Source organism: Aeromicrobium choanae, from assembly GCF_900167475.1.
Taxonomy (GTDB): domain Bacteria; phylum Actinomycetota; class Actinomycetes; order Propionibacteriales; family Nocardioidaceae; genus Aeromicrobium; species Aeromicrobium choanae.
In genome coordinates this window covers 1,114,792-1,127,690 of the sequence record NZ_LT796768.1, presented here as the reverse complement: position 1 = coordinate 1,127,690, position 12,899 = coordinate 1,114,792, and the positions used below count along the sequence as shown (strand labels likewise).

Genomic DNA, 12,899 nt, shown 5'->3' with positions numbered 1-12,899 from the left:
ACAGTGGAAGCCCCGCCGGTGGATGACGGTTGAGTTAAGCAACTGGACAGGGCGAGTCGGGTCACCGAGACCCGTCTATGCTGAAAAGACCAGTCCAGCAGAGGGGACCGACATGTTCGAAAGATTCACCGACCGGGCCCGACGAGTCGTGGTGCTTGCGCAGGAGGAAGCGCGCATGCTCAGCCACAACTACATCGGCACCGAACACATCCTGCTGGGCCTCATCCACGAGGGTGAGGGCGTCGCCGCGAAGGCGCTGGAAAGCCTTGACATCTCGCTCGAAGCCGTCCGCGGCCAGGTCGAGGACATCATCGGCCAGGGCCAGCAGGCACCCAGCGGGCACATCCCGTTCACCCCGCGCGCCAAGAAGGTGCTCGAGCTGAGCCTGCGCGAGGCGCTGCAGCTGGGACACACCTACATCGGCACCGAGCACATCCTGCTCGGCCTGATCCGCGAGGGCGAGGGCGTCGCCGCCCAGGTCCTCGTGAAGCTGGGCGCCGATCTCAACCGCGTCCGCCAGCAGGTCATCCAGTTGGTCAGCGGCTTCCAGGGCAAGGAGTCCGAGACCACGGGCGCCGGCACCGAGGCTCCGGCCGCCGCGTCCAGCGCCGTGCTGGACCAGTTCGGCCGCAACCTGACGCAGGCCGCCCGTGAGGGCAAGCTCGACCCGGTCATCGGCCGGGCCGACGAGGCCGAGCGCGTCATGCAGACGCTGAGCCGCCGCACGAAGAACAACCCTGTCCTCGTGGGCGAGCCGGGCGTCGGCAAGACCGCCGTCGTCGAGTCGCTGGCCCAGGACATCGTGCGCGGCGACGTGCCCGAGACGCTCAAGGACAAGCAGATCTACACGCTCGACCTCGGCGCGCTCGTGGCCGGCTCGCGCTACCGCGGCGACTTCGAGGAGCGGCTCAAGAAGGTCCTCAAGGAGATCCGCACGCGCGGCGACATCATCTTGTTCATCGACGAGATCCACACCCTGGTGGGTGCGGGTGCCGCCGAGGGCGCGATCGACGCCGCCAGCATCCTCAAGCCGATGCTGGCCCGCGGCGAGCTGCAGACCATCGGCGCCACGACGCTCGACGAGTACCGCAAGCACTTCGAGAAGGACGCGGCGCTCAACCGTCGCTTCCAGCCGGTGCTCGTCAACGAGCCGTCCGTCGCCGACTCGGTCGAGATCCTCAAGGGGCTCCGCGACCGGTACGAGGCGCACCACCGCGTCTCGATCACCGACGACGCCCTGGTGGCCGCCGCCACGATGGCCGACCGCTACGTCAGCGACCGGTTCCTGCCGGACAAGGCGATCGACCTGATCGACGAGGCCGGTGCGCGCCTGCGCATCCGTCGCGCCGCCGCGCCGCCGGAGTTCAAGGAGTTCGACGAGCAGATCGCCGACGTCCGCCGCCGCAAGGAGGGCGCGATCGACGCCCAGGACTTCGAGCTCGCCGCGAGCCTTCGCGACGAGGAGAAGAAGCTCATCGCCGCCAAGCACGAGCGTGAGCGCGCCTGGAAGGCCGGCGACCTCGACCAGGTCGCGGTCGTCGACGAGCACCTCATCGCCGAGGTCCTGGCCAAGGCGACCGGCATCCCGGTCGGCCAGCTCAGCGAGGAGGAGTCCAGCCGGCTCCTGCACATGGAGGACGAGCTGCACAAGCGCGTCATCGGCCAGGACGAGGCCATCAAGGCGCTGTCCCGGGCGATCCGCCGCGGCCGTGCCGGCCTGAAGGATCCCCGTCGTCCCGGTGGATCGTTCATCTTCGCCGGACCCTCGGGCGTCGGCAAGACGTGGCTGTCCAAGGCGCTGGCGAACTTCCTGTTCGGCGACGACGAGGCGCTGATCCAGCTCGACATGAGCGAGTACAGCGAGAAGCACACCGTCTCGCGCCTGTTCGGCTCGCCTCCGGGCTACGTCGGGTACGAGGAGGGTGGCCAGCTCACCGAGAAGGTGCGGCGCAAGCCGTTCAGCGTGGTCCTGTTCGACGAGATCGAGAAGGCCCACCCGGACATCTTCAACTCGCTCCTGCAGATCCTCGAGGAGGGTCACCTCACCGACGGTCAGGGTCGCGTCGTCAACTTCAAGAACGCCGTGATCATCATGACCACCAACCTCGGTGCGCGTGAGATCTCCAAGGGCGTCAACCTGGGCTTCTCCCAGGCCGGCGACGTCGCGGGGACCTACGAGAAGATGAAGGAGCGCGTCGGGACGGAGCTCAAGCAGCACTTCCGCCCGGAGTTCCTGAACCGCGTCGACGAGATCATCGTGTTCCCGCCGCTGACGCAGGAGGAGATCCTGCGGATGGTCGACATGATGGTTGGCTCCTTGGAGGCCCGCCTGGCCGAGAAGGACATCGACATCGAGCTCACCACCGCGGCGAAGATCAAGCTGTCGGCCGACGGCTTCGATCCCGTGCTCGGTGCGCGGCCGCTGCGTCGCACGGTGCAGCGTGAGGTCGAGGACGTCCTGGCCGAGAAGCTGCTCTACGGCGAGCTCCACGCCGGCCAGATCGTCGTGGTCGACGTCGTGGACGGTGAGTTCACCTTCACCGGCACGTCGAAGGCCGATCTCGAGCTGCCCGAGGTTCCGCCGGCCGTCGAGGCCGGTGCCAGCAGCGACGACTGAGCACCACCACCACGCAGGGCCCGGGTCATCGACCCGGGCCCTTCGTGCGTCCTCGCGACGGCGCTGCCCAGGAAGGCGCCACGCGCCTTGGCCAGACTGAAGCAGAGCTTCAGCTAAGCGGCGAACCTGACGCCGGGAGCCACGCTTCACCGGCTCCTGAGCCCCCGCCACCGACCCAGCCCCGAGCGACAAGGATTCGACCATGATTCGACTGCGGCAAGTGTGCATCGCCTCACCCCAGATCACGGACGCCGACGAGCTCGCCGAGATCTTCGGCGTCGACATCGCCTACCGTGACCCGCTGATCATCGAGTTCGGCCTGGAGAACGCCCTCCTGGGCTTCGGCGGGACCTTCGTCGAGTTCATCGCGCCGCTGAAGGACGGCACCACGGCGACCCGCTTCCTGGCGAAGCACCCCGGTGGCGGCGGCTACATGGTCATCCACGACACCGACGAGTACGAGAAGATCCGCGAGCGGGTCGACGCGCAGGGAGTGCGGGTCGCCTTCGAGAGCACGCCGGAACTGCGTGGGGCCGAGAACAACCAGGCCGACTACGGCCATGACTCGTTCCGGCACATGCAACTCGATCCTCGCTCCGTCGGCGGAACACTCATGGAGTTCAACCAGACCGACGGCAACGAGGACTACTTCGGCGCCTACGCCCCGGCCGGGATCCGCTGGCAGGAGGAGGTGCAGGGCGACGACCTGCCGCAGATCGTCGCGGCGGAGTGCACCAGCACCGATCCGGCCGCGATGGCGACGACGTGGGCGACCCTCATGGACAAGCCGGTCGAGAGCGACAGCGGTGAGGCGGTCATCAAGCTCGATGGCGGGGCCGTCGACCGCTTCGTGGCCGGGTCGACCAACGCCTTCACGCGGGTGTTCATCGAGGCGTCGGAACCGGAGCAGGTCCTCGAGCGTGCGCGCTCCGCCGGCCACGAGGTCACGGACGCGGAGTTCGAGTTCTGCGGCGTGCAGTTCGTGATCGTGCCCCGCGCCGCCACGTCGTCGGCCCGATGACGATCAACGCCTCGGTCGGCTTCGCGGACAGACCCGGGCACCAACGAGCCGTTCGCGGAGGCTCGCGACGCGTTCCCCGAGGGCGAGGGCTGGCTGCGCCACGACCTGCAGCGGGTGCGTACGTCGACTGCGTCCTGTTGGAGGCGTACGCGTCCGAGGAGTCCATCGAGGCCCATGGTGCGAAATCCGGCACTGCGCACGCTCGGGGCGTGCGCTCCACGGGACCGGTGGCGTCGCGAGACCTGGTCGGCCCCGCCTGGGGCCGACGGCCGCCGCTCGACTCGTAGGATATGGGGAGATTTCGCGCGCCAACCTGTGACGGGGAGGTCTCCATGGACGACGACGCCGGCGTCGTTGGGGACGGCTCCGCGGCCACCTTCGACGAGCCGCTGCTCAAGCACCCGTCGGTGGTCAAGGAGGTCCCCACGACCGAGCGTGGTCTCCGGACGCGCGCTTCCCTGATCGCCGCGGCCAAGGTGGTGTTCGCGCGCGACGGGTACATCGGGGCGCGGCTCACCGACATCACCGTCGAGGCCGGCTGCTCGACCGGCACGTTCTACACCTACTTCACCGGCAAGGAGGAGGTCATGGCGGCGGTCGTCAACGACGTCCTCGCCGACATGATGCGCCCGGGCGTCGGCCGGCTGCGGGACGTCGAGACCGACCCGATCAGCACCATCCGCGCCGCTCACCAGGCCTACTTCGAGTCCTACCAGCGCAACGCGGGCCTGATGGTCGCGTTCGAGCAGGCGTCCACGGTCGACCCGGGCTTCGCCGAGATGCGCGTCGTGCGAGGTGACCTCTTCGGCCGGCGCAACGCCCGCCGGATCCGGGAGTTCCAGGAGCGCGGACTCGTGAATCCCGACCTGGACCCGTGGCTCATCGCCCTGGCCCTGAATGCCATGGTCAGCCGGATGGCCCATCGCGCGATCGCCCTGAACTCGGACATCGATCTCGACCAGCTGCTCGACGTCGTCACCGAGCTGTGGGCCAATGCACTGGGTCTTGCTCGCTACAAAGGTCCCGCCTGACCCCGTCGCGCTACGGTCGACGACGTGGACCGCGCCCGCCTGCTGGACCTCACCGCGCCTGCCGTTCCCGAGGGCCTGAGCCCGTGGGTCGAGGGGTTCGGTCCGGGGCGTGACCTGACGATCGCGGAGCCCGACCCGCGATGGGTGGAGGACTTCGAACGGCTGCGGTCGCGGATCGTCGACGCGATCGGTGCAACGGCGCTCCTGGTCGAGCACGTCGGCTCGACCTCCGTGCCCGACCTGCCCGCCAAGCCGATCGTGGACGTCTCCGTGATCGTGCCGGACGCCGACGACGAGGCCGCCTACGTGCCGGCGCTGGAGTCGGCCGGGCTCGTGCTGGCGGTGCGCGAGCCGTGGTGGGAGGGGCACCGGATGCTGCGCTCGGCCGAGCCGCGCGCGAACGTGCACGTGTTCGGGCCCGCGGCACAGGAGCCGGCCCGGCAGCGGATCTTCCGCGACTGGCTCCGGGCGCATCCCGCGGACCGGCGACGCTACGCCGAGGCGAAGCGCGCGGCATCGGCGGCCGGTGGACACGTCATGGAGTACAACGCGCACAAGCAGCAGGTCCTGCGGGAGATCCTCGTCCGCGCGATCGAGGCCTCCGTGCCCTAGCCGGGCAGGGTGACGCGGCCGTCGTCGGTGAGGTCGAGCAGGCCGTCGTCGAGGAGCGAGTCGAGGCAGCGCTCCCGTTGGGCCGTGTCGGACCAGGCCGCGGCGACGAGCTCGGGCGCGACGGGTCCGTCGGCGTCGCGGACCACGGCCATCAGCGCGCCGCGGCACTGGCGGTCGGTGCCGTGCCACGCCTGGCCGCGCCGAGGTGGACCGTCGTGCGGGGGATGGCCGGCCGCGCGCCACCGGCACACGTCGGCGACGGGGCACGCCTCGCAGCGGGGCGCGCGGGCCGTGCAGACCACCGCCCCCAGCTCCATCGTCGCCGCCGCCCAGGCGGCGGCGACCGCGTCGTCCTCGGGCAGCAGGGAGGCCGCCAGGTCGCGCTCGGCCCTCAGCACGCCCTGGGACGGGTACTGCACCCCGGACACGACCCGGGCGAACACCCGCCGCACGTTGGTGTCGAGCACCACCGCCCGCCGCCCGTAGGCGAACGACGCGATGGCGGCGGCGGTGTAGTCGCCGACGCCCGGCAGCGTGAGCAGCTCGTCGTAGGTGCTCGGCACCGCGCCGTCGTGGCTCTCGACGATCGCCGTCGCGGCCGCGTGCAGGCGCAGCGCGCGGCGCGGGTAGCCGAGCCGGCCCCACGCGCGCACGGCCTCACCCGACGGAGCCGCCGCCAGGTCGGCCGGCGTGGGCCACCGCTCGAGCCACGCCTCGAAGACCGGAAGCACCCGCACCACGGGGGTCTGCTGCAGCATGAACTCCGAGACCATCACGCGCCAGGGACCAGGATCCTCGCGCCACGGCAGCGTGCGGCGATGCGTGTCGTACCAGTCGATGACGCGCCGGTGCAGCTCGGCGGGCGGGGGAGTGGTCGCAGGCATGGCGCGTCGATCCTTTCACGCCGCACCGTGCGGATAACGTGGAGCGGTGAGCAACGGGCGGGTCGGACGCGACGTCTACTGGCGGCGGAGGCTGCTCGTCCTCGCCGCGCTCCTGGCCATCGCGTGGGGCGTCGTCCAGGTCGTCGGCGGGACCCGTGGCGACGACGCGAAGGACACCGCCGCCACCGAGCCCACCCCCACCCCGACCGCCAGCACCGCCCCGGCCACGGCCGCACCCACCGACCAGGTGGCGGTGGCGATCGAGACCGACGCGAAGCCCTGCGAGCCCGACAACGTGAGGATCGTCCCCTCGGTTCCCGGCGGCCAGTTCGCCGGCGGCCCGGTCAGGATCGACCTGATGCTGACCGCGCTCGACGGCACCGCGTGCACCTTCCGGCCCAGCGCGAGCGAGCTGCTCGCCGTGGTCGACACCCAGCGCGCGCCGATCTACGACTCGTCGGTGTGCCGGGCCGCCTTCTTCGACGAGGCCGTCGCCGTGCCCGCCGGCTGGAGCACCGTCGCTCCCGTCGAGTGGAACGGTCGCGGATCGGGATCGGGCTGCGGCAGCAGCGAGGGCTTCGCGCCCCCGGGCACCTACACGCTCAAGATCGGCACCTACGGCGGCGAGCCGGGCGAGGCCACGTTCAAGCTCGCCCGCCGCGCACCGGAGACGCCCGAGACGAAGGCCACCGCGGCGCCCGCGAAGAAGCCGACGCCGAAGCCCACGCCGACGCGACCCAAGGCCAGCTCGACCGCCGGGACGGACTGACGTCAGGCGGCAGTCGGCTCAGACGTAGCGCTCGAGGATGCTGGACTCGGCGAGGCGGGACAGGCCGTCGCGCACGCCGCGGGCGCGCAGGTCGCCCACACCTTCGACGGCCTGGAGGTCGTCGAGGCTGGCGCCCAGCAGCCGCTGCAGGGTGCCGAAGTGCGTGATGAGCCGCTCCACCACCGAGCCGGGCAGGCGCGGGATGCGCGCGAGCAGCCGGTAGCCGTGCGGTGAGACGGAGGCGTCGAGCGAGTTGCCGTCGCCGATCTGCAGCGCTGAGGCGACGATGCCCAGGTCGAGCACCTCCTGCGACTCCAGCGCGGCCAGCTCGTCGAGGACCTTGATCACCTGGTCGTCGGCGCCGGCGGGCAGATAGTCGCGCACCACGAGGGTGCGCTCGGAGTCGACGCCGCCGACGAGCTCGTTGAGCTGCAGCGACAGCAGGCGACCGTCGGAGCCGAGCTCGAGGACGTACATCTCGATCTCGTCGGAGATGCGTCGCACCATCTCGAGACGCTGGGCCACGGCGGTGACGTCGCGGACGGTGACGAGGTCCTCGACCTCGAGCGCCGACAGTGCGTCGGACACCTCGTCGAGGCGGGTGCGGTACCGCTCGAGCGTCTGGAGGGCCTGGTTGGCGCGGCTGACGACGACCGTGGGCTCCTCGAGGACGTAGCGCTGGTCGTCCTGGTAGAGCGCGATCGTGTGCATCGACGCCGACACGGAGATCACCGGGACGCCGGTCTGGCGGGCCACGCGCTCGGCGGTGCGGTGGCGGGTGCCGGACTCGGTGGTGGGGATCGACGGGTCGGGCATGAGGTGCACGGCGGCCCGCATGATCCGGGTGGCGGAGGAGTCCAGGATGATCGCGCCGTCCATCTTCGCCAGCTCGCGCACGCCGGTGGCGGTGAAGGGCACGTCGAGGGCGAAGCCGCCCGTGGAGATCGAGTCGACGATCCGGTCCTGGCCGATCACGATCAGGGCGCCGGTGCGCCCGCGCATGATGCGCTCGAGTCCCTCACGCAGCGCCGTTCCGGGCGCGACGGAGGTGAGTGTGGCCCTGAGGTCCGGAACCGGCACGACATCCCCCGCTCTCGGTCATGGACGTGGTCGCCTCATCCTAGGGCAGCGCCCGGAGCGCGGCGGCCAGATCACCGGTTCGCAGCACCTTCAGGCCCACCCGGTCGAGGTTCTCGGTGCCGGTCGGGACGATCGCGTGGGTGAAGCCGATCCGCGCGGCCTCGCGCAGCCGGGCCTCGAGACCGCGCACCGGGCGGACCTCGCCGGCGAGCCCGACCTCGCCGATGGCGACGAGGCCGCCGGGCAGCGGCGATCCACCGGCAGCCGAGATCACGGCGAGCGCGACGGCCAGGTCGACCGACGGCTCGTGCAGGCGGGCGCCGCCGACCGAGGCGGTGTAGACGTCCTGGTTGCCCAGCGAGACGCCGGTCTTGCTCAGCACCGCCAGCAGCATCGCGACCCGGGACGAGTCCAGGCCGCTGGAGGAGCGCCGGGGCGACGGCGTGGTGGCGGCGACGGTGAGGGCCTGGACCTCGGCCAGCAGGGGCCGGCGGCCCTCCATCGTGACCGTGACGCACGTGCCCGGGACGGGCGACTCGTGGCGCGAGACGAACAGCCCCGTGGGGTCGGGCACCTCGACGATGCCGGCGTCGACGAGGTCGAAGCAGCCGATCTCGTCGACCGGACCGAACCGGTTCTTGGTGGCGCGCAGCAGGCGCAGCCGGCTGGTGCGGTCGCCCTCGAACTGGAGCACGACGTCGACGAGGTGCTCCAGGACACGGGGACCGGCGACGGAGCCGTCCTTGGTGACGTGGCCGACCAGGAGGGTGGCGATGCCCTCGGCCTTGGCGCGCCCGATCACCGTGGCGGCGACCTCGCGCACCTGGGTGACGCCGCCGGGGACGCCCTCGATCGAGGCCGAGCCGATGGTCTGGACCGAGTCGACGATCAGCAGGCTGGGCTTGACCGCGTCGATGTGGGTGAGCAGGCCGCCCAGATCGGTCTCGGCGGCGAGGAAGAGCTCGTCGGCGAGGGCACCGGTGCGCTCGGCGCGCAGCCGGACCTGGGCGGCGGACTCCTCGCCCGAGACGTAGAGCGTGCGGCGGCCGGCCCTGGCCCACCGGGCGGCCACCTCGAGCAGCAGCGTGGACTTGCCGACGCCGGGCTCGCCCGCCATCAGCATGACGGCGCCCGAGACCACCCCGCCGCCGAGGACGCGATCGAGCTCGGGGATCCCCGAGCCCACGGACGCCGCCTCGGTGGCGGTGACCTGGGCGATCGGGACGGCGGGGCTGGAGACCGGACCGGCGGCCGTGCGGCCGTTGCGCGAGCTGCCGCCGACGACGTCGACGGTGCCCCAGGCCTGGCACTCGCCGCAGCGGCCGACCCACTTGGCGGTGGTCCAGCCGCACTCGGAGCAGGCGAACGCGGAGGCGGTCTTCGGTGGCATGGAAGGAGCCTAGACGCGAGGTCCGACAGACCGCGGGGTCAGATGCGGACGATCCCGCCGGGCGTCTCGAACTCCGCCGCGAGGATGCCGGGAAGACCGTTCGGGGCGACCCACCGGACCTCGATCTGCTCGAGGGCGCCGACGGCCGGCTCGCCCAGCCAGTCGGCGAGGCGCTCGGGGCTGCCGGCGATCTCCAGCCCGACGAGCGCGATCTCGGACTCGGCCATCTGCGAGGGGTGCTCCTCGGCCGGGATGTCCCAGCAGGTGACGAAGGGCAGCTGCGGATCGGCGCGCATGCCGTGGACGCCGATCTGCTTCCACGTCAGGTTGTAGCCGTCGGGACGATGGCGGTTGCCCGGCACGGCGTGACGGCCGATGCGGTGCTCCACGGGCGCGATGTCGTCGACCGACACGCACCAGCCCATCCAGCCGCCACCGAGCTCGGAGCGCGCTTTGACGGCCTGGCCGAAGGGCGCCTTGTCGGAGGCGGGGTGCTCGAGCGCCTCGACGACCTCGAGGTACTGGCGGTTCTTGAGCGGCAGGATCATGTTGTTGGTGCCGAAGCGGGGGTGGATGCCGCCGGCCTGGAACACGGAGCCGAACTTCTCACTCAGCTCGGTCGTGGTCTCGATGAGACCGGCCGGTCCGACTGCGAACGACAGATGATCGAGGTGCATACGGCATTGTTGCCCGCCATGTGATCGGCGTCGCAGTCAGGGTCACCTTCGGTCCGCGGGGTGCGGCACGGGCCGCCCCGCCGCGACGAAGCGCTCGCAGTGCAGTACGAGCTCGGCGTAGCCCGCCTCGCCCATGAGCGCGGTCAGCTCGGCGCGATTGCCCACGTAGACCGGATCGGCGGCCACGTGGGCCTCGGTGTTCGACGAGCAGTACCAGTCGAGGTCGGCTCCGCCCGGGCCCCAGCCGGCGCGGGTGTACTCACCGATGCTGACCTCGGTGTAGGAGGAGCCGTCGCCCGGGTCGACCTCGCGGAACTGCCGTCGCAGGGGCAGCTGCCAGCACACGTCGGGCTTCGTCGTGTGGGGCTCGAGGCCGGTGGCCAGTGCGTGGGCGTGGAGCGCGCAGCCGTAGCCGCCGGGGAAGTCGCGGGAGTTGTGGAAGATGCAGGCGCCGTCCGCGACGCGCGTCTTGAGCTCGCCGTCCTCGTCGCGCTCGGTCCATCCGTCCCGGTGTCCCAGGTCGTGCAGCTCCCACTCGGTGGGGTCGAGGCGATCCACGAAGCCGGCGACCCGGGCGTGGTCGTCCTCGTCGCTGAAGTGCGCCCCCAGCGTGCAGCAGCCGGAGTCGGGGGCATTCGCGTAGATCCCGGGGCAGCCCGCGCCGAAGATGCAGGTCCACCGCGACGTGAGCCACGTGAGGTCGCAGCGGAAGACCTCGGTGGCGTCGTCAGGGTTCGCGAACTCCACGAAGGAGCGGGGGAATCCCAGGTCGACCTCGGGCACGGTCACACAGTAGGTCACCTGGCGGCGCCACGTAGGGTTGACGAACGTGACGACCGGGGGACGAGCCACCACTGCGTGGTGCACGATCGCGGGCGCCGCCTCGGCGCTGGTCGTGCTCGGCCTGTACTGGCCCGGTCGCCTGCCGGGTGCGGCAGCGGCCACCGAGATCCTGCTGGTCGCAGCCGGCGCCCTGCTGGGGCACGCGCTGCTCGTGGAGCGGCGGCGCCCGCTCGGGCCCGCCCTCGGCGCCGGCCTGCGCCTGCTCGTCCCTCCGTTGCTCGTCCTGGTGGCCACGGGCCTGGCCGTGCAGCGCTGGCTCGACCTCGGCGAGTGGGAGCCGGTGCTGCGCGACATCCGCGAGGCGGCCTTCGCGGCCACCAACATCCGCGGGGTCGACGCCGAGTCGCCCGTCGCCCTCTTCTGGATCGTCGCCCTGCTGGTGCAGTCGGCCGTGCTGGTCCTCGTGCTCCGATGGGTCGCGGGCCGGCTGGCGAGCGGGCTCGGCCTCATCGTGCTGGTCCTGTCGGTCGCCTCCTTCGCCTGGTGGGCCTTCGACCCGGCCGCCCACCTCGGGACGAGGTTCTGGCCGGTCGGACTCGGCGTGCTCGTCTCGCTCGCGATGGCAGGCCCGGCCGAGGCGGTCGAGCGGCGCGATCTCGCCCTCGTCGCCTGGCTCACGACCTTCGCCGTGCCGTGCATCGCCGTCCTCGGCTCGGGCGGGGTCCTGGCCACCGTCACGGGCGCCGTGGTCGGCCTCGTCCTGGTCCTGAGCGGCCCCGCCCCGGGTTCGCCCGCCGTGCTCCTCGGCCCGCGGGTGGCCGCGTGGTTCGGCGCCGTCGCGTGGGCCGGCCTGTGCTGGGCCGGACCCGCGCTGCGCCTCGCGCCTGAGGTGTTGGGCCGCGACCTCGGCCTGCGCGACCGTGGCGCTCTCCTGCTCGTGGTGGGCGCCGCCGCCGTCGCCACGGTGGGTCTGGTCGCCGCCGTCCGCGCCCTCGTCGATCGCGGGGGAGTCTGGGTCGCCGTGGCGGCCGCCTCGGTGCTCGCGGCGTTCCTGGTCACCGTGCCCGGCATCGACCGGGTGGAGGCCATCGAGAGCGACGTCGCGCGGGTCGAGAGCGTGATGACGGCCGACCTGCCCGCCTGCCTCGGCGCGATGACGATGGCCGCCGTGAGCGAGGGTCGCGACTGCGCCAACCCCGAGCTCGACGGCGTCATCCGTCCGCCGTTGAACCGGGCACGGTGGGACTTCGAGTCCTACCTCGACTGCTGGTCCGTCCCGGACGACGCCGACCTCGACGTCTGCCAGCTGGGCGAGGACGCGAGCCCGGATCCCGACGTGCCCCGCGTGCTCGTGCTGGGCGACTCCCACGCCCGCGTGCTGCTGGGGGCGTTCCGCCGGCTCGACGAGCGCGGCGTGGTCGAGGTGGACGCCGCGGCGAAGGCCAGCTGCGGGTGGAGCACCCTGCCGGTCCTGGACCGCAAGGACACCGAGCGCGGACCGAGGTGCGACGTGTGGCGCGCACGGCTGGCGGACTGGCTCGAGGACCATGTCCGTGACTACGACGTCGTCGTCACGACCGCGTACAACGGCCGGATGAAGGGCCCGAAGCCCCGCCAGGTGGCCAGTCACGTGGAGGCCTGGAAGCCGGTGGTCGAGGCGGGCGTGCCGGTCGTGGCCCTGCGCGACAACCCCCGGCTGCGGGAGGACACGCTGGACTGTCTGACCGAGCTCGACTCGCGCGACTGGTCGAAGTGCGACGTCCCGGTCGAGGACCTCGTGCCGGAGTTCGATCCCTTCGAGCCGGCGGCCGAGCAGCTCGAGGGTGCCCACTTCGTCGACACGATGCCCCTGTTCTGCGTGGACGGGCGGTGCCCGGCGGTGATCGGCGGGGTCAACGTCTACCGCGACTACAACCACGTCTCGGCGACGTACTCGGCCACCCTGGCGCCGGTCCTCTACCGCGAGATCGCGCGCACCGGCGTGTTCGAGCCGCGGCGGACCGCTGCGCAGGCCGTCGCCTCGATGTCAGACTGA

General features: G+C 71.8%; 11 protein-coding genes. 6 read left to right on the top strand and 5 right to left on the bottom strand.

Annotated elements, in window-relative coordinates; genetic code table 11:
* Positions 1–112: 112 nt before the first annotated feature.
* From B5D60_RS05550 to B5D60_RS05535, 4 genes are all read left to right on the top strand, one after another.
* Positions 113–2,617, top strand: a complete 2,505-nt coding sequence (locus B5D60_RS05550; RefSeq protein WP_078699224.1) for an ATP-dependent Clp protease ATP-binding subunit — start codon at positions 113–115, stop codon at positions 2,615–2,617.
* A 202-nt stretch (positions 2,618–2,819) separates the two neighbouring features.
* The gene (locus B5D60_RS05545; protein ID WP_153302882.1) at positions 2,820–3,638 is read left to right on the top strand and encodes a VOC family protein; all 819 of its coding nucleotides are present in this window, start codon (positions 2,820–2,822) and stop codon (positions 3,636–3,638) included.
* Positions 3,639–3,970: 332 nt separating this feature from the next.
* Positions 3,971–4,669 carry a TetR/AcrR family transcriptional regulator gene (locus tag B5D60_RS05540; RefSeq protein WP_078699222.1) on the top strand — a complete coding sequence of 233 codons (699 nt, stop codon included), beginning with the start codon at positions 3,971–3,973 and terminating at the stop codon, positions 4,667–4,669.
* Between the two features lie 24 nt (positions 4,670–4,693).
* Positions 4,694–5,281, top strand: a complete 588-nt coding sequence (locus tag B5D60_RS05535) for a GrpB family protein (RefSeq protein ID WP_078699221.1) — start codon at positions 4,694–4,696, stop codon at positions 5,279–5,281.
* Here the strand turns inward: B5D60_RS05535 and B5D60_RS05530 are convergent.
* Positions 5,278–6,165: an HhH-GPD family protein gene (locus tag B5D60_RS05530; RefSeq protein WP_078699220.1), complete on the bottom strand. Its 888-nt coding sequence runs from the start codon at positions 6,163–6,165 to the stop codon at positions 5,278–5,280. The genes B5D60_RS05535 and B5D60_RS05530 overlap by 4 nt on opposite strands.
* Before the next feature lie 46 nt (positions 6,166–6,211).
* On the opposite strand from B5D60_RS05530, the gene B5D60_RS05525 reads away from it, so the two are divergent.
* Positions 6,212–6,934 carry a hypothetical protein gene (locus B5D60_RS05525; RefSeq protein WP_153302881.1) on the top strand — a complete coding sequence of 241 codons (723 nt, stop codon included), beginning with the start codon at positions 6,212–6,214 and terminating at the stop codon, positions 6,932–6,934.
* Between the two features lie 18 nt (positions 6,935–6,952).
* On the opposite strand, the gene disA is transcribed toward B5D60_RS05525, so the two are convergent.
* Genes disA through B5D60_RS05505 form a run of 4 tightly spaced genes read right to left on the bottom strand, consistent with a single transcriptional unit; the run spans position 6,953 to position 10,864 of the window.
* Positions 6,953–8,014, bottom strand: coding sequence for a DNA integrity scanning diadenylate cyclase DisA (gene disA / locus B5D60_RS05520; RefSeq protein ID WP_078699218.1), 1,062 nt, complete (start codon positions 8,012–8,014; stop codon positions 6,953–6,955).
* A 40-nt stretch (positions 8,015–8,054) separates the two neighbouring features.
* Positions 8,055–9,404, bottom strand: coding sequence for a DNA repair protein RadA (radA, locus tag B5D60_RS05515; protein WP_078699217.1), 1,350 nt, complete (start codon positions 9,402–9,404; stop codon positions 8,055–8,057).
* 38 nt (positions 9,405–9,442) lie between these two features.
* Positions 9,443–10,081 (bottom strand): VOC family protein, encoded by a 639-nt coding sequence (locus tag B5D60_RS05510; protein WP_078699216.1) that lies wholly within the window; start codon positions 10,079–10,081, stop codon positions 9,443–9,445.
* Between the two features lie 42 nt (positions 10,082–10,123).
* Positions 10,124–10,864: a hypothetical protein gene (locus B5D60_RS05505; protein ID WP_078701298.1), complete on the bottom strand. Its 741-nt coding sequence runs from the start codon at positions 10,862–10,864 to the stop codon at positions 10,124–10,126.
* Positions 10,865–10,910: 46 nt separating this feature from the next.
* On the opposite strand from B5D60_RS05505, the gene B5D60_RS05500 reads away from it, so the two are divergent.
* A complete protein-coding gene (locus B5D60_RS05500; RefSeq protein WP_078699215.1) occupies positions 10,911–12,899 on the top strand; it encodes an SGNH hydrolase domain-containing protein in 1,989 nt (662 codons plus the stop codon).

Bases quoted from the DNA above. Each gene is read 5' to 3' on its own strand.
- B5D60_RS05550 (WP_078699224.1), top strand. From the start codon at position 113: ATGTTCGAAAGATTCACCGACCGGGCCCGACGAGTCGTGGTGCTTGCG.
- B5D60_RS05545 (WP_153302882.1), top strand. From the start codon at position 2,820: ATGATTCGACTGCGGCAAGTGTGCATCGCCTCACCCCAGATCACGGAC.
- B5D60_RS05540 (WP_078699222.1), top strand. From the start codon at position 3,971: ATGGACGACGACGCCGGCGTCGTTGGGGACGGCTCCGCGGCCACCTTC.
- B5D60_RS05530 (WP_078699220.1), bottom strand. From the start codon at position 6,165: ATGCCTGCGACCACTCCCCCGCCCGCCGAGCTGCACCGGCGCGTCATC.
- radA (WP_078699217.1), bottom strand. From the start codon at position 9,404: ATGCCACCGAAGACCGCCTCCGCGTTCGCCTGCTCCGAGTGCGGCTGG.
- B5D60_RS05510 (WP_078699216.1), bottom strand. From the start codon at position 10,081: ATGCACCTCGATCATCTGTCGTTCGCAGTCGGACCGGCCGGTCTCATC.